Raw genomic sequence first — 20,994 nt, 5'->3', positions numbered from 1 at the left:
CTCCTTCGGCGTGGTCACAGCGGGCGGACCGGCGGGCGGACCGCCGCGTCAGCCCCGCGGACAGCGGTCCCTGACCTTCTCCAGCAGGGCGCTGTTGCGGCGTTCGGCGTCGCCGCCGGTGTTCTGGCTGGCGATCAACGGCGGGTCCTGGCCGTGGAGTTCGGCGAGCAGTTGAGCGGCCCTGCAGGTCAGGGCGTTGACGACGGCCGCGCCCACGACTGTCGACAGGGCGCCGACGGTGCGGCCGGCGAGGGGCACCACCGCGTCACCGGGGAGGCCGTGCGTGTCGATGACGATGTCGGCGACGTCGAGCAGGCGCCTGCCGTCGGTGTGCCGGGACACGGCGGACAGCGAGTGGGCCCGGCTGGTGACCGCGACGACAGTCGCCCCTGACGCGCGGGCGCCGAGGGCGAACTCCACCGGGACGGCGTTGATACCGGAGTGGGAGATCACGACCACCACTTCGCCGGCTCTGATGTCCGCCGTACGCAGGATCGCCGCCGCGTAGCCGCCGGTGCGTTCCACCGCGCCGGCGTGCCGAGGGGCGGCGGGGGAGAGCGCCGGGTCGGCGATCACGTTGACCGGCGCGAGGCCACCCGCGCGCAACAGCGGTTCGATGGCGACGAGCTGTGAATGGCCGCTGCCGAAGTAGTGGACGACACCCCCGGCGGCGATGCTGTCCGCGATGGCGCCCGCGGCGCGCTCGATGGCGGGCTGCTCGGCGGTGGCCAGCGTGGTGAGGTTCTCCTGGAGAGCGGCGAGATAGGCGAGAGCGGCGTTCATCGTGTCGAGGCCACCTGAGGTGTCGAGCCGGTGGGGGAGGAGCTCGTACGGGCCGGGCCGCACCGCGCGGCGCGAAGGCCGTCGGCGTGGCTGTGGACCGTACCAGAGGGTTATAAGGCTGCACAGGGGTCCCGGGCCAACCAGTCCTCTTTACAGCCGCATTCACAGCCCATTCCTTGACCGGCTCGATCGGTGTGTCTAACCTCGGCCTCCTGTGGTACGTACCACAGGCGACCCTGGTCAGGAGCCACCCGGACGATGACACTCCCCGATGGGCCGAGCACGGGAGCCGCAGCGGCCGGGCAACTGCTGCGGCGGCTTCTCGGAGACCGGGCCGCGGAGTTCACCGCCGAGGTCGCGCCCGCGGACGGCGGGCCCGACTGGTACGAGGTCGACGCCGGGCCGTACGGGGTGGCGCTGCGCGGGTCCAGCGGTGTCGCCGTCGCCTCGGCGCTGCGCTGGTACCTCCGGACGGCCTGCGGGACGCAGATCACCTGGGACGCCCCCGTGCCCCGGCTGCCGGACCGCCTGCCCCGCACCGGCACAGCCGCCCGTACCACCTCCCCCTACCGGCACCGCTACCACTTCAACGTCTGCACGTTCGGCTACACCACGGCGTTCTGGGACTGGACGCGCTGGGAGCGCCACATCGACTGGATGGCGCTGCACGGGGTGACGACGCCGCTGGCGATGACCGGGGTCGAGGCCGCCTGGCAACGGGCCCTCCTGCGCGCCGGCCTCGACGACGAGGCCGCCCGGCGGTTCCTCGGCGGACCCGCCCACCTCCCCTGGAACTGGCTCGCCTCGCTCGACCACTGGTGCGGGCCCCTGCCGCAGAGCTGGATCGACAGCCACGCGGACCTCGGCCGCCGCATCCTGGACCGGGAGCGCGCCCTGGGCATGCGGCCGGTCCTGCAGGGCTTCTCAGGACACGTCCCCCGCGAACTGATCGCCGACCGGGGCGCCCGGTCGACGACTCTGCCCTGGTGGGACTTCGAGGTCGACGTCCTGGACCCGCGCGACCCGCTGTTCGAGGACTTCGGCACCGCGCTGCTGACCGAGCAGACCGGCCTCTTCGGCACCGACCACCTCTACGCCGCCGACCCGTTCATCGAGACGACACCCCCGGTGACCGGTCCCGAGGACATCACCCGCCTCGCACGGGCCGTGCACGGCGTCATGACCGCCGTGGACGACCGGGCCACCTGGGTGCTCCAGGCATGGCCCTTCTCCTACCGCTCCGACTACTGGACGGAGGACCGGACACGGGCCTTCCTGGACGCCGTCCCGGACGACCGGATGCTGGTCCTGGATCTGTGGGCCGAACACAAGCCGGTGTGGCGGCACACCGACGGCTACCGCGGAAAGCCATGGGTGTGGTGCATGCTCCACAACCTGGGCGGACGGCCCGGCCTCTACGGAAACCTGGACGAGCTCGCCACCGGCCCTGCCCGGGCGGGCGCCGACCGGGCGGGCGGTTCCCTCACGGGAGTCGGCGCGAGCATGGAGGCCTTCGGCGGCGACCCGGTCCTGTACGAACTCCTGGCGGACGTCGCCTGGCAGGGAGGCGTCGAGGACGTGCGGGCGTGGCTGGAGAGCTGGGCCGAGGCCCGGTACGGACGCCGGACCCCCGGACTGCTGCGTGCCTGGCACCTTCTGCGCGAAACCGTCTACACGGCGGACGCGCCCGGGCCCCCGGGCTCGGTCGTCGTCTGCCGGCCCACGCTGAAGGGCGACCTGCGCCCCAAACCGCCGCTGCACCTGGCGGCGCCGCCCTCGCCCACCGTCCCACCGGGCCTGGCCGAGGCATGGACACTCCTGGCGGACGAGGCGACGCGGGAGGACAGCGCGGGGCCGCTGGGCCGGGACCTGTGCGACGTCACCGCGCAGGTGCTCACCCACGTGGCGTGCGCCCAGCAGCAGCGGGCGGCGGACGCGGCCCTGGCCCGCGACACCGACCGCTTCCGGGCCGCCGCCGGCGCGCTGCTCACGACCCTCGGGGACCTGGACCGACTGCTGGCCACCCGGCCCGAACACCGGCTGGACACCTGGCTCGCCGACGCCAGGAGCTGGGCAACCACCCCCGCCGAGGCCGAGTTGTACGAGACGGGCGCCCGGCGCATCCTCACACTGTGGGGACACTCCCGCAGCGAACTGCACGACTACTCGGGCCGCCACTGGGCCGGGCTGGTCCGTTCGTTCCACCTCCCGCGCTGGCGCGGCTGGTACGAGCACATCGACGGGGCCCTCGGAACCGGATCCCCCTACCGTGCCGATGAGTTCGAGGCGTCCCTGATCGCCTGGGAGGAGCGGTGGATCGCCGGCCGGACCGGGCCGACGACGCCCGGGCCGGAGGCCGCCGGGGCGACGCTGGACGTGGTGCGTACGCTGATGCCCCGGTACCGCGCCTCACAGGGACAGCGGTCAGTGCGAACCGCGGAGTGATGGTGACGCTCGAGGACAGGCGCAGGGACGAGGGCCCGGCAGACGACCCGGCAACGGACTCCTACAAGCACGAAGCTCTGCGGCGGCGGCTCCAGGCCGACATCGCCCGGATGCGGCCCGACGAGGCGCTGCCCACCGAACGGCAGCTCGCCGAGCGGTACAACGTCAGCAGGGCGACCGCCCGGCGCGCTCTCCAGGCCCTGCGCGAGGACGGCCTCGTCCGCAGTGTGCGCGGCGTGGGAACCTTCGTCTCACAGCCCAGGATCACCAAGACGACGGCGCTCACCTCGTTCTCCGAGGACCTCCGCTCGCGCGGCTACCGCCCCAGCGCCGAACTCCTCGCCGCGGAGCTGGTCGAGGCCGACCTGCACCACGCCACGGCACTGGGCGTCGATCCCGGCACCGCCCTCCACCGCATCGAACGGCTGCGCCTGGGCGACGACTTCCCCATCTGCGTGGAAACGGTCCACCTCTCCGCCGAGCGCTTCCCGGACCTGGACGAGTCCCTCCTCGAAGGCTCGTTGTCGGAGGCGCTGGAGCACATCCACGGCGTGCGCGTCGTACGGGCGACCCAGCACATCCGGGCGGTGAACGTGACCGGCCGTCAGGCACGCCTGCTCGGGATCCGGGAGGGTTCCGCCGCCCTGCTCGTACGCCGCACGGCGTTCGACGACAAGGGGCATGTCGTGGAGTACGGCGAGTCGTTGTGCCGTGGCGATCTGTACGAGTTCTCGCTGGTGGTGACCCGGCCGGTCTAGGCACCCGCCGTACGACCAAGGCCCGGTGGTCAGGCGCCGCAGAGCCGGCCCACCGCGGCGAGAACCGGCGCCACCGCGTCCTCACGGCGCACGAGCTCGGCGAGACTCCGTGCCCGCTGCCCGTACGAGGCGTCGGCGGTGGCTTCCCGCAGTGCGCCGGCCAACGCCTCGCTCGTGAGGCCACGCAGCGGCAGGGCCCGGGGTGCCACGCCGAGCGCGACGAGCCGGGCGCCCCAGAAACCCTCGTCGAACTGGACCGGCACGGGCACCGCCGGCACCCCCGCGCGCAGCCCGGCCGCCGTCGTGCCCGCACCCGCGTGATGGACCACCGCCGCCATGTGCGGGAACAGCAGCGAGTGCGGTACCTCCCCGATGGTGAGCATGTCGTCACCGTCACCGCGCAGTTCGCCCCAGCCCCGCTGGATCACCCCGCGCAGTCCCGCCGCGCGCAGCGCCCTGACGACCTGCCCGCTCAGCCGCTCGGCGTCGGGCACGGTGGCGCTGCCGAGGCCCACGAAGACCGGGGGAGGCCCGGCGTCCAGGAAGTCCCGCAGCTCCGGCGGCAGTTGCGTGTCCCGGTCGTACGGCCACCAGTAGCCGACGACGTCCAGCCCGGACCGCCAGTCGCGGGGCCGGGGCACCACCAGCGGGCTGAAACCGTGGAGCACGGGCCAGCTTCGCCGCTCCCGTGCCCTGCGGACGGCACCGAGACCGGCCCGGGGAAGACCGAGCCGGCCCCGCAGCTCCCGTACCGTCTCCGCGAAGACCCGCTCCACGGCCAGGTTCACCCCGTGCCCGGCCGCCCGGTTGAGGACCGGTCCCCAGGAGCGGGTGCCGGTCATCGGTGGCGCGAACTCCCTGGTGGGGGTGAGCGGTTGCAGGTTCACGCCCATGCTCGGCAGGGACAACCCCTCGGCGACGGTGTGCCCGAGCGGCGCGAGGGATCCGGACAGCAGGAGGACGTCACTGGCCCGGGCGGCGGCCATGACGTCGTCGACCGTCTGCCCGATGAACCTGCGGCCCATCTCCGCCAGGCGGATCAGCTTTCCGGCACCTGTCCTGCTGCTGTGCAGCCCGCGACCGCGCTCCGACTCCAACTCGGCCCGAGGATCGACGGGCAGCGCGTGGAACCGCACCCCCGATCCCTCCACCAGCGGCTCGAAACGCCCGTGCGTCACCAGGGTGACGTCGTGTCCGGCCCGCACCAGTCCCTGTCCCAGACCGGTGTACGGGGCCACGTCACCCCGTGAACCGGCCGTCATGATCGCTACCCGCACGCGGGTCAGTATGGCGGCGTCCTCGTGACGGTGCTCGGCGACAGGGGAAGCACGTCCGAAAGAGGGCCCTCGGTTTCCGAAAGGGGGCGCCGGGTGACCGGCGACCGCCTGTACGGGAACCGGCCTCCCGTCCTGTTGTCAGAGGCCCAGTTGCCGTTCGGCCCCCGTGACGGTCTGCTCCAGCAGCGTGGCGATCGTCATCGGGCCGACACCGCCCGGCACCGGCGTGATCAGCCCCGCACGCGCGGCGGCGGAGCCGAAGTGGACGTCACCGACGTTGCCCGGGTTGTACCCCGCGTCGACCACGACGGCCCCTGGCTTGACGTCCTCGCCGCGGATCAGCTCGGGCCGTCCCACGGCGGCCACCACGACGTCCGCCTCCCTCAGGTGCGAGGCCAGGTCCTTCGTCCGTGAGTGGCAGTACGTCACCGTGGCGTCCCGGCCGAGCAGCAGCATCCCGACCGGCTTGCCGAGGATCGCGCTGCGGCCCACGACGACGGCCCGCCGCCCCGCCAGGTCCACGCCGTACGCGTCGAGCAGCCGCATGATCCCCCCGGGCGTGCACGACACGAACCCGGGCAGCCCGAAGCTCATCGCGGCGTACGAGCTGAGGGTGACCCCGTCGACGTCCTTCTCCGGGGCGATCGCCTCGAACGCCGCCCGCTCGTCGATGTGCGGGCCGACCGGGTGCTGGAGCAGGATGCCGTGCACCGCCGGGTCGGCGGAGAGCGCGGTCAGGGTGCCGACGAGTCCGGCCGTCGTGGTCGTGGCGGGCAGCGGGACGTGCCGGGACTCGATGCCCGCCTTCCGGCAGCGGTTCCGCTTCATGCGGACGTAGGTGACGGAGGCGGGGTCCTCACCGACGAGCACCGTCGCGAGACACGGTGCCGTCCCGGTGCGCCGCGTGACCTCGGCGGCACGCCGTGCCGTCTCCTCCACGATCCGCCGCGCGAGGCCGGTGCCGTCCATGAGTCGGGCCTGCTGGGCCTGGGACATGTGCTCCTCCTGAGCGTCGTCGTGACATCGCCCAGGCGCGCGGCAGGAGACCTGTCGGCCGAGCCGCTCCCCGGTGGTACTCCACCCCAGCGCCAGTCACGGCCCGCCGACCACCGTAGCGGAAGAGGGGCGGGGCCGGACGGGCGCGTCGTATGATCACCGGCCGGGCGGCTCGGGGGGAGTGGGCGGGTGGAGAACGTACGCACGGAGGTCCTTCGAGGACTGGCCGTCAATCCGAGTGCGCCCAGTGAGGTGCTGCTACGTCTGCTGGAGCCCGGTGCGCGGGCCGCGTGGCTCTGGCTGTGCATGCGGACCGGCGGTCTGCCGGACGACGTCGTCGACGCCGTCGTCGCCCACCCCGACCACCGGGCGCGCTGCATCCTCGCCGAGAGCTGGACCGCGGACCCCGCCCAGCGAGCCCGACTGGTCGACGACCCGGAGGTCCAGGTGCGCCGGGCTCTGGCCACGTGGCTGGGGCCCCGCCGGGCGGACGCCGAGCCGCTCCCGGACGCGGCGTACGACCGGCTGCTGAACGACCCGGACAGCCGCGTCCGTGCCTGGACGGCGCAGTCGCGCAGCGTCCCGAACCGCGTCCTCGCCCGGTACGCGGACCACGCCGACCCCGAGGTCCGCGAGGCCGTGACCCGCGCCTGGGACGAACTGCTCCCGGCGACCCGGCAAGCCCTCCTCGCCGACCCCGCCTCCGAGGTGCGCCGGGCCGCGGCCCGGCGCACCTGCCACCAGGACGCCGCACGCACGGACGAACTGCTGGGCGTACTCGACGGCCGGAACCGCGACCACGTCCTCGCGCGGGGCCTTCTGACGCGGGCGACGGCCGAGCGCCTGGTGAGCAGCGAGGACGACGGGGAACGTGGCGCCGTGGCCCTCAACCCGTCGCTGCCGCCCGACCTGGTGGACCGTCTGGCCCACGACCCCGAGCACTGGATCCGCCGCGCGGTGTCCGTACGGCCCGAACTGACCGAGGAACAGCGGGCCGCGATCGACTACCGGGTCGAGCCCGAGGAGCGGCTGACACCCCTCGACTGGGTGCTCGCGCTACGCGACGACGACGCGGCACTGCGCCGCTGCGCGACCTCCGCGCACATCTGGCTGCGCCGCAGCGCCGCCGTGCACCCGCGGCTGCCGTCCGATCTGGTGGCCCGGCTCGCCACCGACGACGACTTCGCGGTCCGCCTGCTGACCTGCGAGTTCCAGTCGGCCGCACCGGCGGAGGCGGTTCTGGGGGTGTGCCTGGAGTGGGGTGGCCTCACCCGCGGCGAACTGCTGGGCAAACCGCGGTTCCCGAGGCGGGGACTGGAGCGGTACGCGGGCCACGACGACCCGAGTCTCCGCATGCTCGCCGTCCACGACCCCGACGCGGCGCCGGAGTTGATCGAGCGCCTCAGCCGCGACGAGGCCCACACCGTGCGGCGCGCTGCCGCCGGGGACCCCCGGCTCGCACCCGCACGGATCGAGGAACTGCTCACGGATACCGGCACCGCCCGGGCCGCGGCCGCCAATCCGGGGTTACCGGTCGAGGTGATGCACCGATTGCTGGACACGGCGTCGGCCTGACCCCTCACCTCACCTCACCGCCCGCGAGGCGTGGGGGCCGCGGTGCCCTGGACCTTCCGCGCTTCCTTCCCTACTCGTCCCAGGCCTGGAGCAGGGTCTGGTCGACGATCTTGCCGTCGCGCAGCGACAGCATCGAGGTCGACAGCACCCGCACGCCGTCCGGGTACTCGCAGGACTCGGCGTAGGCGACCTGGTCGCCCTCCACGACGCACCGCTCCAGCTTGTGCGACATCTCGCGCCCGAAGACGTCGTCCAGCATCTCGCCGATCTCGTCGCGCCCGTGCATCACCTTCGGATGGCTGGGCTGGGTGTTGCGGTCCACCACCCGCAACTCGGCGTCCTCCGCGTACATCGCCAGCAACGTCGTCGCGTCACGTTCTTCGATGCCCCGGCGCAGCGCTTCGGTGTCGAAGGCGGGGCTTGCCGCGGTACCCATATCACCGACCTCCTTCGCAGGCCGCGGCCCGACCGGGAAACGGGCCGCGGAGGGCCTCCCCCCTTCGAGGCTCCTCCGCCACCCGGAACGAGGCAAGCGCAGCAGGACGCGCCACACCTCCAGCCCCTAGCCCCGACGGTTCAGGCGGTGGCCAGGAACTGGGTGGCGGCCAGCTCGGCGTAGAGCGGATCGGCCGTCACGAGTTCCCGGTGCGTGCCCACCGCCCGTACCCGGCCCGCGTCCATGACGACGATGCGGTCTGCCATCGTCACGGTGGACAGCCGGTGGGCGACGACGAGGACCGTGGTCGTCCGGGCGACGTCGGCGACCGTGTCCCGCAGCGCGGCCTCGTTGACCGCGTCGAGCTGCGAGGTCGCCTCGTCGAGGAGCAGCAGCCGCGGGCGGCGCAGCAGGGCGCGGGCGATGGCCACGCGCTGGCGCTCGCCGCCGGAGAGCTTGGTGCCGCGATGCCCGACGAGGGTCTGAAGCCCCTGGGGCAGCTTCGCGACCAGCCCGTCCAGGCGGGTCGTCTTCAGCACCCGCGTGAGCTCGGCCTCGTCCGCCTCCGGATTGCCCAGCAGCAGATTGTCCCGCAGCGACCCCGACAGCACCGGCGCGTCCTGCTCGACGTAACCGATCGCGGACCTCAGGCGGGGCAGCTCCCAGTCGGCGACGTCACGGCCGTCGAGCGTGATGACGCCCGCCTCCGGGTCGTAGAACCGTTCGATGAGCGAGAACACGGTCGTCTTGCCCGCGCCGGACGGCCCCACGAACGCGGTCATGCCCCGCGCCGGGACCGTGAAGGTCACGCCGTGGTGGACGTACGGCAGGTCCTCGGCGTACCGGAAGCGGACATGCTCGAAGGCGAGCGCGGCGGGCTCGGCACCGGGGGCGGGCAACGGCGCGGCCCGCGACGGCGGTTCGGCGGGCAGCCGCTGGGCCTCCTGGATGCGGGCGAGCGCGGCGGCCCCGGTCTGGTACTGGGTGACGGCGCCCACGACCTGCTGGATCGGCGACATCAGGTAGAAGACGAACAGCAGGAAGGCGACCAGCGTGCCCACGTCGATCGCGCCCGTGGCCACCCGGCCCCCGCCCACCGCGAGCACGGTGATGAAGGCGATCTGCATGGCGAGCCCCGCCGTGTTGCCCGCTGCGGCCGCCCACTTGGCGGCCCGCACGCTCTGCCGCCACGACTCCTCTGCCGCCTGGTGGATCCGCTCCTCCTCGCGGTGCTCGGCACCGGACGCCTTGACGGTGCGCAGCGCGCCGAGGATCCGCTCCAGGGAGGCACCCATCGCGCCGACCGCGTCCTGCGCCTCGCGGCTGGCCCGGTTGATGCGCGGCACGATCATCCCGAGCACGACGCCGGCGCCCACGACCACGGCCAGGGTGACGGCCAGCAGCACCGGGTCGACCAGACCCATCATCACCACGGTCGCGACGAGCGTGAGCCCGCCGGTGCCGAGGCCCACCAGCGAGTCCGTCGTGACCTCGCGCAGGAGGGTGGTGTCCGAGGTGATGCGGGCCATCAGGTCACCCGGCTCACTCCGGTCCACGGCCGCTATCCGCAACCGCAGCAGGTACGACGACAGGGTGCGCCGCGCGCCGAGCACCACGGACTCGGCGGTGCGCCGCAGCACGTACGAGCCCAGCGCTCCGATGCCCGCGTTGGCGATCACCAGTGCCGACATGACGAGGAGAGCTCCCGTGATGGGCCGGTCGTGCGACAGGTCGTCGATCAACTCCCGTGCCACCAACGGCAGCGCGAGCCCGCTGGCTCCCGTGGCCAGCGCCAGCAGCGCGCCCAGCAGCAGGGACCAGCGGTGCGGCCGTACGTACCCGAGCAGCAGCCGCCACGCGGGCTGCTGCTCGCCTTCTGTCTCCTGTGCGCTCACGTCGCTCCTCGCGAGGGAGTGGGGCGGAGCGTTCAGGCTACGTGGGCCGCAGGACAGGACAAGCGGTTTGCGGGCGTGGGCTCCGCCAGGGGGCCGCCCCGCGACGGCGGCTCCGGCGACGGGGCCGGCCGTCCATCACTCCCGCACCGTTGATCCACATCCCTTACCGATCAGTCACACGTAGGGTCGGGGAAGCGGAAACCGATCGACGGAAAGGTCCACCATGGCGCAGGAAGTACGCGGGGTGATCGCACCGGGCAAGAACGAGCCGGTGCGGATCGAGACGATCCTCGTACCGGATCCCGGGCCGGGCGAGGCCGTGGTGAAGGTGCAGGCGTGCGGCGTGTGCCACACCGACCTGCACTACAAGCAGGGCGGCATCAACGACGACTTCCCCTTCCTGCTCGGCCACGAGGCCGCCGGTGTCGTGGAGTCGGTCGGCGAGGGCGTCACCGATGTCGCGCCCGGTGACTTCGTGATCCTCAACTGGCGTGCCGTGTGCGGCAACTGTCGCGCCTGTCGCCGCGGACGGCCCTGGTACTGCTTCGCCACGCACAACGCCGAGCAGAAGATGACCCTCGCCTCGACCGGCCAGGAACTCTCCCCGGCCCTGGGCATCGGTGCCTTCGCCGAGAAGACGCTCGTCGCGGCCGGGCAGTGCACCAAGGTCGACCCGGCCGCGTCCCCGGCGGTGGCCGGCCTGCTCGGCTGCGGTGTGATGGCCGGCATCGGCGCCGCCATCAACACCGGCAACGTGGGCCGGGGCGACAGCGTCGCCGTCATCGGCTGCGGAGGTGTCGGCGACGCGGCCATCGCCGGATCGCGGCTGGCCGGAGCCGAGAAGATCATCGCCGTCGACATCGACGACCGGAAGCTGACCACCGCCAAGAGCATCGGCGCCACCCACACCGTCAACTCCAGGGAGACCGACCCCGTCGAGGCCATCCGCGAACTGACCGGCGGCTTCGGCGCCGACGTCGTGATCGAGGCCGTCGGCCGGCCGGAGACGTACCAGCAGGCCTTCTACGCCCGCGACCTGGCCGGCACGGTCGTCCTCGTCGGCGTGCCGACGCCCGAGATGAAGCTGGAGCTGCCACTCCTGGACGTCTTCGGCCGCGGCGGGGCGCTCAAGTCGTCCTGGTACGGCGACTGCCTGCCCGACCGTGACTTCCCGATGCTGATCAACCTGTACCTCCAGGGCCGCCTGGACCTGGAGGCGTTCGTGACGGAGACCATCCAGCTCGACGAGGTGGAGAAGGCGTTCGAGCGGATGCACGCGGGTGACGTCCTGCGGTCGGTGGTGACGCTGTGACGGACGCGCGCATCGAACACCTCGTCACCTCGGGCCAGTTCACGCTCGACGGCGGCACCTGGGACGTCGACAACAACGTGTGGATCGTCGGCGACGACCGCGAGGCGGTCGTCATCGACGCCGCGCACGACGCGGACGCCATCGCCGAGGCGGTGGGGGACCGGCGGCTGCTGGCCATCGTGTGCACCCACGCCCACAACGACCACATCGACGCCGCGCCCGCCCTGGCCGAGCGCACCGGCGCTCCGATCTGGCTCCACCCCGACGACCTGCCCCTGTGGAAGCAGACCCACCCCGGCCGCCTCCCCGACAACCGGCTGGCCGACGGCCATGTCATCGAGGTGGCCGGCGTGGACCTCACCGTCCTGCACACGCCTGGCCACGCCCCGGGCGCAGTCTGCCTGCACGCCCCCGACCTGGGCACCGTCTTCACCGGCGACACCCTCTTCCAGGGCGGACCGGGCGCCACCGGACGCTCGTACTCCCACTTCCCGACGATCATCGACTCGATCCGCGAGCGGCTGCTCGCGCTCCCGCCCGACACGGTGGTCCGCACCGGACACGGCGACTCCACGACCATCGGCGCCGAGGCACCCCACCTGGAGGAGTGGATCGCCCGCGGCCACTGACCGGCCCGCACAGGGCCGGAGGCCGGGGCCGGGCTGCCGCGAAGGCATGGCAGCCCGCCTTCGGCCCCGGTATGGCCACCTCACCCGTACGGCCAAGGAAACATCTGAACGCGTCGGGAAACCCGACAGAGGATGTCCGGCTTCCACGACACCCTTGGGCAGGCACCGGTCGAGAAGCCGGTGCCAGACAAAGGGTCGCCGTACACACACGGGAGGTTCCACGATGGCAGGGCCGCTGGAGGGCAAGGTCGCACTGGTCGCGGGGGCGACGCGCGGGGCGGGGCGGGGGATCGCCGTGGAGTTGGGAGCCGCCGGGGCCACCGTGTACGTGACCGGCCGCAGTACACGCGAACGGCGCTCGGAGTACGACCGGCCGGAGACCATCGAGGACACCGCCGATCTCGTCACCGCGGCGGGAGGCCACGGCATCGCCGTACCCACCGACCACCTCGAACCGGACCAGGTCCGCGGTCTCGTGGACCGCGTCGCCGACGAACAGGGGTGCCTGGACGTCCTCGTCAACGACATCTGGGGCGGCGAACTGCTCTTCGACTGGGACGCACCGGTCTGGGAGCACGACCTCGACAAGGGCCTCAGGCTGCTCCGGCTCGCCGTCGAGACGCACGCGATCACCAACCACCACGCCCTCCCCCTGCTGCTGCGCAGCCCCGGCGGCCTGGTGGTCGAGGTGACCGACGGCACCGCCGACTACAACCGCGACACCTACCGCAACTCCTTCTTCTACGACCTCGCCAAGGCGTCCGTCCTGCGCATGGGGTTCTCCCTGGGGCACGAACTCGGCCCGCGCGGCGCGACCGCCGTCGCCCTCACCCCCGGCTGGCTCCGCTCGGAGATCATGCTGGAGACCTTCGGCGTCACCGAGGACACCTGGCGGGACGCCCTGGAGCGGGTCCCGCACTTCTGCATCTCCGAGACCCCGCGCTTCGTCGGCCGTGCCGTGGCCGCCCTGGCCGCCGACCCGGAGGTCGCCCGCTGGAACGGCCAGTCACTGTCCAGCGGCGGACTGGCCCAGGTGTACGGCTTCACCGACCTGGACGGCAGCCGCCCGGACGCCTGGCGCTACATTGTCGAGGTCCAGGACGCGGACAAGCCCGCGGACGCGACGGGTTACCGCTGACCTACGGCGGGACGCGGCCCGCGGCATCGGCCCGGGCCGCGGCCCCGCAGCTCGACGACGAGGGCGTCCGTGTGCTCGTCACTCACCGAGGTGGAAACCGCATGCCCAGAGGCTGGACCCGGTGGACGAGACCGCCCGAAGGCCTCACGCCGCTTCCAGGGCCTCACCGAACTCGCGCAGGACCTTGCCGTGATGGCTGTGGGCGAGCTGGTGCCCGACCGCCAGGACCAGCGCCAGCGGCCATTCGATGATCTCCAGGGCTGTCAGTAGGGCGACGCCGCCGAGGAAGGCGAGCTGCTCCGGAGGCGGCAGTTCGAGGTTCGTGCCGAGGACGTCGAGCGTCACGGCGTGCCGTGCGACAGCCTGGTCGGCCGCCGCACCGGCCGACGGCGTGTCGACGGCGGAGGCGGCGGGCCGGGCCGGGCGGGCCTCCCGCGGGCTGGTGGTCGATGCTGTCATGGTTGCCGTCCGTTCCATCGCCGCCGGCCAGAAGCCCGCAGGCGATGCGTTCTGGCGTTTTCTCCCTTTTTTCACGATATCCACCGTGTGGGGGCGGCGCATGACCGTGTGGTGGCACACCCCGCCCACGCCGGTTGCCGCGTCGCGACGGCGCTGAAGCCGGAGGGCGATCACAGTCAGCGGGACGCGCCCGGATCTCCCGCTCCGACAGTGCCCACTGCGACCGGCGCCCCGGGAGCGGTCAACGGAGTTGAGACACTCGGCTGTGTCACCATCATCACGGGCGTCATCGCCTTCGCGGCGTGCAGATGATCACGCTCCATGACCGAACGAACGGAGGACCGCACGCCGTGCAGCACGACGAAGAACCTCATTCGCCGGTGCGCACGGCCGTGCCGCCCGTGGTGGTGCCCTGCGGGACCCGTGCGGTACGGGCGCGCCCCGTACCGGGCCAGATCCTCGCCTTCTGCCTGGTCGGCGCGGTCAACACCATGACCTACTACGGTCTTTACCTGCTGTTCCTCACGCGCCTGCCGTATCTCGCCGCCCACACGCTCGCCTTCGCCCTGAGCATGACGGGATCGTTCTTCCTGAACGCCCGGTTCACCTACCGCACGCGGCCCACCTGGCGGAAGTTCCTGCTGTTTCCCCTGAGCAACGCCACCAACTTCCTGATCACGACGGCAGGTGTGTACCTGATCGTCGACGTCCTGCACGCGGGCAGTCGGCTCGCCCCACTGCTCGCGTCCGCAGCGGCGATCCCGGTGACGTTCGTGGTGGCCCGGACCATCATGCGGTGACCGAACCGTCGCGCAGCGCGGTCGCCGTCGGCGGCGCGGGAGCGCGGGAGCCCCGGGCGGCGCACACTGGAAGTGGGTGGCGGTGGGTGCTCGTAGGGGGTGTCGGCCGATGGCGCGGACGCAGGGAAAGAGAGTCCTCACCCGCGCGGGGCTGTGGCGGTGGCGCCGCAGCCCGCTGCGCAGAGGCAGCGATCTCGTGGAGGCGTGGGTGCTGCTGGCGGCCTGGGTCCTGGCCGTGGTCGGCGGTGCCGTGGTGGGGATGGTGGCGGCGGGCGCCGCGGAGCGGGCCTTCGAACGGCAGCGGGCCGAACGCCAGGAAGTGACGGCCACGGTCGTCGAGACCCCCAGGATTGCCGTCGACTCCAAGGATTCGGGCTCCGGACACGTGTCCGGCGACGACCTGGCCTGGGTCACCGTCCGCTGGACGACCCCGGACGGCGCGGAGCGCACGGGCCGGACCCAGGCGGCACCCGACACCCGGCCGGGGGCCCGCGTCACCATCTGGACCGACAGGCACGGCGTCCTGGCCGCGCAGCCGCTCGACCCCGGGGAAGCGCAGGTGGAGGCGGCCCTGCTGGGCACGATGGCCGCGACCTTCACGGGCGGTGCCGTATGGGCGGGTGCGTACGGTGTGCGCGGGCGCCTGGACCGGCGGCGCATGGCGCAGTGGGACGAGGAGTGGCTGCGCATGGACACCCGGTGGGGACGGAAGACGGGCTGACATCAGAACACACGCCTGGAACACACGTGAGACAGGACGAGGTCGCCGAGCCACCCACCAGTACTCCCCGAAGCAAATCGGTCATGTCCGTGGCTTGTTGCCGCGATGTTTCCGGCGGTGGGCGGAACTCGGTCCGTGGACCGTTAGGATCACGGCGTGGTTACGGCTTGGTCACCCCGGCGCATGGCGCGGGCCCGCTCCGGTGCGGGTCCGCTGTTGCGTCTGCTGGCTCTCGCCGTGCTGCTGTTGGGTGTCGTCGTCACGCACGGAGCGAGCCCCGACGGCGTCGCGGGGCATCTGGTGACCAGCTCGGTGACGCCCACCGCCGAGGCGCCCGAGAGGGGGCACGGCGCGACGGACGCCCACGGCCAGACCCGTCCCACCGCGACGGACGAGGGCCCCGGCGACCACACGCCGTCGCATCCGGCCGAGCACTGTGCCGCCGGACAGCCCTACCAGGGCCCGGCCCTCACCCAGTCGTGCTTCGCGGCGTCGGGCGGCGAACCGGTCAGCCCCCGGCGGGCCACAGCACCCCGGAGCCTCAACCAGCCGGAGCTCTCCGTCTCGGCATCAGGGAGCCTCAGAGCAGCGGTCGTCCAGCAGGTCTAGAGCCCGGCGACCTCATCCCCTCCGGCTGTTCCGCACGGCGTTCGGGTCCCATTGCCGGATCCGGCGTCCGGGTCCGTCTACCGAGTTCGACCCGGTGACCGACCCCGCGTGCGACGGCCGACAGGAGCGTTCGCCGTTGCCGCCCCCCACCCATGCCCGCTGCCTCCGCGCGCCAAGGCTCCCGCCGTGGTGCCCGGGAGCGCGGGTGCCCGGAGGACCTGTTGCCCCCCACCCGCATGCCCGCACACGCCGCCCGCGGCACCCGCACCGCCTCGCCCTGGCGGCGCCGGCTGACGGCTCTCGTCCGTGGCTGCCTGCTCGCGGTGATCGGCCTGTGCGCCCTCGCGCACGAGCAGCCCGACGCCACGTACGCGCAGACCCGGGCTCCAGTGCCGATCGCCACGCTCATCGCCCCCGTGAACACCGTGTCAGCGGCGGGCGACGAGACACCCCAAGGCCCTCATCGCCATCACGGCGACGAGTGCGCGGCTGACGGAGCAGCCCTCCGCACGGCCACCGCCGCGGCCGAGTCACCGACCCCTGTGACGGGGGCGGTGCCGCTCGCCGGGGTTCTCACGACCGTGACGCTTCGAGCGCGTCGCCCCTGCGGGCGACGAAGAGGACGTACGGGACGGACAGCCCTCGTCCGCACCTCACGCTGGCGGATCTAGACCGCTCGCCCGCAGCCGACCGCACCGGCTGCCGCGCCCACGTCCCGGCGGACAGGACCGACCGGCCTGCCGCCCCGGAGCCGTGGCGCGAGATGAGCACGCACGCGCAATCATCGAGCGAGAGCGAACAGAAATGCAGTCACTGACCAACGCGAGCACGACCTTCGACACAGGTAGGACCACCACGAGTACGACCGCCGCCACGAACACGGACACCGCCGCCGGCACGAGCACCGCCACGGCCACGAACCCCCCTGTCGCGTCCAGCCGTTCCGCCCTGTCGGCGCTCGTCGGGGACACCCCGCTGCTGCGCGTGTCCGAGCCCCTGGCCCCGGCAGGCCGCGGCTTCTGGGCGAAGCTGGAGGGCTTCAACCCCGGTGGCATCAAGGACCGCCCCGGTCTGTACATGGTCGAACGGGCCCGCGCCCGCGGGGATCTGCGACCCGGCGGACGGATCATCGAGTCCACCAGCGGCACCCTCGGCCTGGGGCTCGCCCTGGCCGGACTCGTGCACCGCCACCCCGTCACCCTGGTCACCGACCCGGGCCTGGAGCCGTCCATGACACGGCTGCTCGGTGCCTACGGAGCCGAGGTCGACATCGTCGACGAGCCTCACCCCACAGGCGGCTGGCAGCAGGCCCGTCGCGACCGGGTCGTCGAACTGCTCCAGGAACACCCGGGTTCCTGGAGCCCCGACCAGTACAACAACCCCGACAACACCGCCGCGTACACCCCGCTGGCCCTCGAACTCGCCTCCGAGCTTGGGCACATCGACGTCCTCGTGTGCAGTGTGGGCACCGGCGGGCACTCCGCGGGCGTCGGCAGGGTGCTGCGCCAGCTCTACCCGGAGATCACGATCGTCGGTGTCGACACCATCGGCTCGACCATCTTCGGGCAGCCCGCCCGCCCCCGGGTGATGCGTGGCCTCGGCTCCAGCATCTACCCGCGCAACGTGGCGTACGAGTCCTTCAGCGAGGTCCACTGGGTGGCCCCCAACGAGGCGGTGTGGGCCTGCCGGCAACTGGCGGCCTCGCACTACGCCACCGGCGGCTGGAGTGTGGGCGCCGTGGCGCTCGTGGCGGGCTGGCTGGCCCGCACCATGCCCGCCGACGCGCGCATCACGGCGATCTTCCCCGACGGACCGCAGCGCTACCTCGGCACGGTCTACGACGACGAGTACTGCGCCCGGCACGGGCTCCTCGACGTGCCGCCGCCCCCGGAACCGGAGCTCATCAGCCGCGCCGACGAGAAGGAGGTCGTCCGCTGGACCCGGTGCACCGATGTCGTCGACCCGCTCGTCCTGCGCGCGCCCTCGCAGACGGAGAGCCCTTCGGACGGCGGGGAGGAGAGCAAGTGAAGGAGACCGTCGCGCAGGTGCGGTCGTACGAGCGCAGCGTCCAGCTGTTGATGGTGAATCAGTTCACCATCAACCTCGGCTTCTACATGCTGATGCCGTACCTCGCCGCCCATCTGTCCGGAACGCTCGGACTGGCCGGCTGGCTCGTCGGACTCGTCCTGGGCGTACGGAACTTCAGCCAGCAGGGCATGTTCCTCGTCGGCGGGACGCTGGCCGACCGGCTCGGCTACAAGCCGCTGATCGTCGCCGGGTGCGTGCTGCGCACGGTGGGTTTCGCGACGCTCGGTCTCGTGGACTCGCTGGCCGCGCTGCTCGCCGCGTCGGCGGCGACCGGTCTCGCGGGCGCGCTGTTCAATCCGGCGGTCCGTGCCTATCTCGCGGCGGACGCGGGGGAGCGCAGGGTCGAGGCGTTCGCGCTGTTCAACGTCTTCTACCAGGCCGGCATCCTGCTCGGCCCGCTCGTGGGCATGGTGCTGACCGGTGTGGACTTCCGGGTCACCTGCCTGGTGTCCGCCGGGATCTTCGCGCTGCTGTCCGTCGTGCAGATCCGCGCCCTGCCCGCCCGCACGGCTCAGGACCGCGGGAAGCAGGCCGACGAGGGACGTGAGAGCGTGCTCGCCCAGTGGCGCGGCATCCTCGCCAACCGGCCGTTCCTGCTCTTCTCCGGCGCCATGATCGGCTCGTACGTGCTGTCCTTCCAGGTGTATCTCGCGCTGCCGCTGGAGGTACGCCGGCTCGGCGGCGAGGGCGCGTTCGGTACGGCGGCGGTGGCGGTGCTCTTCGCGGTCTCCGGGCTGAGCACGATCCTCGGCCAGACGCGGGTGACGGCGTGGTGCAAGGCACGGTACGAGCCGGGGCAGTCGCTGACCCGGGGCCTGGCCGTGATGGGCCTGGCCTTCGTGCCGCTGCTGGCGGCCTCCGCCGTGCCCGTACCGGAGTCCGGTCCGGGACTGTGGCTGCTGGCCGCGGTACCGCCCACGCTCGCCGCGCTGCTGCTGGCGGTCGGGACGATGATCGCCTATCCGTTCGAGATGGACACGATCGTCCGGCTCGCCGGTGACCGCCTCGTCGCCACGCACTACGGGCTCTACAACACCATCTGCGGGATCGGCATCACGCTCGGGAACCTGTTGACCGGTGCCGCGCTCGACGCCGCCCGTCAGGCGGGGATGCCCGCACTGCCCTGGATCTCGCTGTGCGCGCTCGGCGGGGCCTGCGCGGCCGCCCTGTACGGCCTGCACCGCACGGGCCGGCTGGCGACACCGGCGCCACAGCCCGTGGTTGCCTGACCAGCAGCGGCGGCGAAGGGGGGCGGGCGCCGGTCGGCGCCCGCCCCCGGCCGGGCCACCGAGCCGGTGCGGGACTCAGCCGTTCCAGCTCTCGTCGTACGGGTCGCGGGGCGCCTTGACCGGCTTGGCGTCGGTGACCTCGAGGAAGGGGATGACACCGTCGTTGACGGGGTCCTTGGTCCGCTTGCCGGTGTAGGTGCCGGTGACCTCCAGCCAGGTGTCCGGCTGCAGGACGGGCGGGAGGTCACCGGACAGGCCGACCTTGACCGGCTGGGCGTCGGCGGCACAGCAGTTGAGGGCCATGCGGACCAGGTAGGCGGTGCCGTTCTTGTCGAGGGCGACGAAGCCGGCGACCTTGACGTGGCGGTCACCGAGTGAGCGCCCGTGGTCGTAGACCGCGCGTCCCGCGTAGTCGGCCAGGTTGAGCCGCACCGGATCGCCCGCGGGGAGCCTCGGGTAGCCCCAGGGGGCCTGCGTCAGCGCGGTGCCCGCGCGCATCGCGCTGTAGGAGCCCAGGGCGGGCGGCGCGACCAGGATGAGGGCGACCAGCGGGAGGACCAGCAGCCAGGAGACGCGCGGCTCGCGGTGGACATGGCCGCCCCCGTGGCCGGCGTGCTGCTCGGGTTCGTCCCCGTCGCCCGTACGAGAGCCCCGGCGGTCGTACCAGAGCGTCGCCGCCGCCGCGACGATCAGGACCGCACCGGCCAGGAGCAGCAGCGGCTGCAACCCGGCCTTGACGTACCGGAGATAGAGGTCGGTGAAGCCGGCGCGCAGTACGGCCACGCCGACGAGGAAGAGGATCACTGCCTGGGCCTGGCGGTTCACAGCAGCACCGCCCCCACCAGAACCGACACCAGTACGGCCAGCGCGAACGTGGCCGGGGCGAAGCGCAGCGCGAAGCCGCGGCCGAACGTGCCCGCCTGCATCGCGAACAGCTTCAGGTCGATCATCGGTCCCACGACGAGGAAGGCCAGCCGGGCGGTCAGCGAGAACTGCGACAGGGACGCCGCCACGAACGCGTCCGCCTCGGAGCAGATGGACAGCAGGACCGCGAGGATTGCCAGGGCGAGCACCGACACCACGGGGTTGTCGGCCGCGCTGCGCAGCCAGTGCTCCGGCACGACCGCCTTGAGCGTGGCCGCGGCCATCGCGCCCACGACGAGGAATCCGCCCGCGTGCATCACGTCGTGCCGTACGGACCCCCAGAACGCGGCCCCCTTGCCGAGGCCCTCCGCCGACGGGCGGGCCGGGGGCCGCAGCCAGTCGGTGCGGCCGAGGCGGTGCCACAGCCAGCCCATCGCGCACGCCACCAGCAGACTGGCCACGAAGCGGGCGAGGACCATCTCCGGGTTGCCGGGGAACGCGACGGCGGTCGCGGTCAGCACGATGGGGTTGATCGCCGGCGCGGACAGCAGGAAGGCAAGCGCCGCCGCCGGGGTGACGCCCCGTCGCACCAGCGCCCCGGCCACCGGAACGGACGCGCACTCGCAGCCGGGCAGCACCGCTCCGGCCATCCCGGCGACCGGCACCGCCAGCGCGGGCCGTTTCGGCAGGGCGCGGGCGAAGAACGACGGTGGCACGAACACCGCGAGGGCCGCCGACAGCAGCACACCGAGCACGAGGAACGGCAGGGCCTGCACCACCACCGCCACGAACACGGTCATCCAGCTCTGCATCACCGGCGCGGCCAGCGCCCCGCGGATCGGCCCCTGGAGGGCGACCACCAGGAGCAGCAGCATGGTCAGGGCGAGGGGCGAGTCGAGCTGCCGGCCCTGCCGCCCGTCCGCGTCGTGGCGGTCGGCGCGGGGCGGCGCTTCCTTGGTGATGGTCACGGAATCGGGTAC

20 protein-coding genes and 1 riboswitch are annotated in these 20,994 nt (G+C 72.8%); of the genes, 12 read left to right on the top strand and 8 right to left on the bottom strand.

All coding sequences use genetic code 11. The features are described 5' to 3' along the window. Positions 1-48: 48 nt before the first annotated feature. Positions 49-783, bottom strand: a complete 735-nt coding sequence (locus ACZ49J_RS04440) for a sugar isomerase domain-containing protein (protein ID WP_467448782.1) — start codon at positions 781-783, stop codon at positions 49-51. Positions 784-1,041: 258 nt separating this feature from the next. Here ACZ49J_RS04440 and ACZ49J_RS04435 point away from each other — a divergent pair, with 258 nt between their 5' ends. Both ACZ49J_RS04435 and ACZ49J_RS04430 read left to right on the top strand, forming a co-directional pair. Further along, the gene (locus tag ACZ49J_RS04435; protein WP_467448783.1) at positions 1,042-3,228 is read left to right on the top strand and encodes an alpha-N-acetylglucosaminidase; all 2,187 of its coding nucleotides are present in this window, start codon (positions 1,042-1,044) and stop codon (positions 3,226-3,228) included. After that, positions 3,228-3,986 (top strand): GntR family transcriptional regulator, encoded by a 759-nt coding sequence (locus ACZ49J_RS04430; RefSeq protein ID WP_467448784.1) that lies wholly within the window; start codon positions 3,228-3,230, stop codon positions 3,984-3,986. The genes ACZ49J_RS04435 and ACZ49J_RS04430 overlap by 1 nt, the downstream gene beginning before the upstream one ends. Before the next feature lie 29 nt (positions 3,987-4,015). Here ACZ49J_RS04430 and ACZ49J_RS04425 read toward each other — a convergent pair whose 3' ends face one another. Both ACZ49J_RS04425 and ACZ49J_RS04420 read right to left on the bottom strand, forming a co-directional pair. Continuing rightward, a complete protein-coding gene (locus ACZ49J_RS04425; protein WP_467448864.1) occupies positions 4,016-5,248 on the bottom strand; it encodes a glycosyltransferase in 1,233 nt (410 codons plus the stop codon). 153 nt (positions 5,249-5,401) lie between these two features. Next, the gene (locus tag ACZ49J_RS04420; RefSeq protein ID WP_467448785.1) at positions 5,402-6,259 is read right to left on the bottom strand and encodes a bifunctional 5,10-methylenetetrahydrofolate dehydrogenase/5,10-methenyltetrahydrofolate cyclohydrolase; all 858 of its coding nucleotides are present in this window, start codon (positions 6,257-6,259) and stop codon (positions 5,402-5,404) included. Positions 6,260-6,281: 22 nt separating this feature from the next. Continuing rightward, positions 6,282-6,369, bottom strand: a riboswitch (ZMP/ZTP riboswitch). 79 nt (positions 6,370-6,448) lie between these two features. Between ACZ49J_RS04420 and ACZ49J_RS04415 the strand changes: the two genes are divergently transcribed. After that, on the top strand, positions 6,449-7,834 hold the full coding sequence (locus tag ACZ49J_RS04415; protein WP_468347952.1) for a hypothetical protein: 1,386 nt from the start codon (positions 6,449-6,451) through the stop codon (positions 7,832-7,834). Positions 7,835-7,904: 70 nt separating this feature from the next. Here ACZ49J_RS04415 and ACZ49J_RS04410 read toward each other — a convergent pair whose 3' ends face one another. Both ACZ49J_RS04410 and ACZ49J_RS04405 read right to left on the bottom strand, forming a co-directional pair. After that, positions 7,905-8,270, bottom strand: coding sequence for a nuclear transport factor 2 family protein (locus ACZ49J_RS04410; RefSeq protein WP_467448787.1), 366 nt, complete (start codon positions 8,268-8,270; stop codon positions 7,905-7,907). A gap of 140 nt (positions 8,271-8,410) precedes the next feature. Continuing rightward, entirely contained in the window at positions 8,411-10,165 is a 1,755-nt protein-coding gene (locus ACZ49J_RS04405; protein ID WP_467448788.1) for an ABC transporter ATP-binding protein, read from the bottom strand. A gap of 223 nt (positions 10,166-10,388) precedes the next feature. Here ACZ49J_RS04405 and ACZ49J_RS04400 point away from each other — a divergent pair, with 223 nt between their 5' ends. The 3 genes from ACZ49J_RS04400 (at position 10,389) to ACZ49J_RS04390 (ending at position 13,244) form a co-directional block, all read left to right on the top strand. Beyond that, on the top strand, positions 10,389-11,477 hold the full coding sequence (locus ACZ49J_RS04400) for an S-(hydroxymethyl)mycothiol dehydrogenase (protein WP_365138024.1): 1,089 nt from the start codon (positions 10,389-10,391) through the stop codon (positions 11,475-11,477). Then, positions 11,474-12,106: an MBL fold metallo-hydrolase gene (locus ACZ49J_RS04395; RefSeq protein ID WP_467448789.1), complete on the top strand. Its 633-nt coding sequence runs from the start codon at positions 11,474-11,476 to the stop codon at positions 12,104-12,106. The genes ACZ49J_RS04400 and ACZ49J_RS04395 overlap by 4 nt, the downstream gene beginning before the upstream one ends. A 223-nt stretch (positions 12,107-12,329) precedes the next feature. Beyond that, positions 12,330-13,244, top strand: coding sequence for an SDR family oxidoreductase (locus ACZ49J_RS04390; RefSeq protein WP_467448791.1), 915 nt, complete (start codon positions 12,330-12,332; stop codon positions 13,242-13,244). 144 nt (positions 13,245-13,388) lie between these two features. Here the strand turns inward: ACZ49J_RS04390 and ACZ49J_RS04385 are convergent, their stop codons facing one another. Then, positions 13,389-13,703 carry a hypothetical protein gene (locus ACZ49J_RS04385; protein WP_467448793.1) on the bottom strand — a complete coding sequence of 105 codons (315 nt, stop codon included), beginning with the start codon at positions 13,701-13,703 and terminating at the stop codon, positions 13,389-13,391. Between the two features lie 407 nt (positions 13,704-14,110). On the opposite strand from ACZ49J_RS04385, the gene ACZ49J_RS04380 reads away from it, so the two are divergent. The 6 genes from ACZ49J_RS04380 to ACZ49J_RS04355 all read left to right on the top strand — a co-directional run bounded on the left by ACZ49J_RS04380 (position 14,111) and on the right by ACZ49J_RS04355 (position 19,150). Continuing rightward, positions 14,111-14,503 (top strand): GtrA family protein, encoded by a 393-nt coding sequence (locus tag ACZ49J_RS04380; protein WP_467448867.1) that lies wholly within the window; start codon positions 14,111-14,113, stop codon positions 14,501-14,503. Positions 14,504-14,612: 109 nt separating this feature from the next. Next, positions 14,613-15,224, top strand: a complete 612-nt coding sequence (locus tag ACZ49J_RS04375) for an Rv1733c family protein (RefSeq protein ID WP_467448794.1) — start codon at positions 14,613-14,615, stop codon at positions 15,222-15,224. A gap of 156 nt (positions 15,225-15,380) precedes the next feature. Beyond that, complete coding sequence (locus ACZ49J_RS04370) at positions 15,381-15,833, top strand: hypothetical protein (protein WP_467448795.1); 453 nt, start codon at positions 15,381-15,383, stop codon at positions 15,831-15,833. Positions 15,834-16,054: 221 nt separating this feature from the next. Then, entirely contained in the window at positions 16,055-16,504 is a 450-nt protein-coding gene (locus tag ACZ49J_RS04365; RefSeq protein WP_468347946.1) for a hypothetical protein, read from the top strand. A gap of 133 nt (positions 16,505-16,637) precedes the next feature. Further along, on the top strand, positions 16,638-17,861 hold the full coding sequence (locus tag ACZ49J_RS04360) for a PLP-dependent cysteine synthase family protein (RefSeq protein ID WP_467448797.1): 1,224 nt from the start codon (positions 16,638-16,640) through the stop codon (positions 17,859-17,861). 50 nt (positions 17,862-17,911) lie between these two features. Continuing rightward, positions 17,912-19,150 (top strand): MFS transporter, encoded by a 1,239-nt coding sequence (locus ACZ49J_RS04355; RefSeq protein WP_467448868.1) that lies wholly within the window; start codon positions 17,912-17,914, stop codon positions 19,148-19,150. Positions 19,151-19,225: 75 nt separating this feature from the next. Here ACZ49J_RS04355 and ACZ49J_RS04350 read toward each other — a convergent pair whose 3' ends face one another. Together ACZ49J_RS04350 and ACZ49J_RS04345 are read right to left on the bottom strand one after the other, a co-directional pair. Continuing rightward, a complete protein-coding gene (locus tag ACZ49J_RS04350; protein WP_467448798.1) occupies positions 19,226-19,975 on the bottom strand; it encodes a TIGR03943 family putative permease subunit in 750 nt (249 codons plus the stop codon). Then, positions 19,972-20,982 carry a permease gene (locus ACZ49J_RS04345; protein WP_467448800.1) on the bottom strand — a complete coding sequence of 337 codons (1,011 nt, stop codon included), beginning with the start codon at positions 20,980-20,982 and terminating at the stop codon, positions 19,972-19,974. Before ACZ49J_RS04345 ends, ACZ49J_RS04350 begins: the two co-directional genes overlap by 4 nt. Positions 20,983-20,994 lie beyond the last annotated feature (12 nt).

This window comes from Streptomyces sp. NPDC030840 (assembly GCF_055572015.1).
Note: the sequence above shows the minus strand (reverse complement) of the source record. Positions and strands in the feature narration are given on the sequence as shown.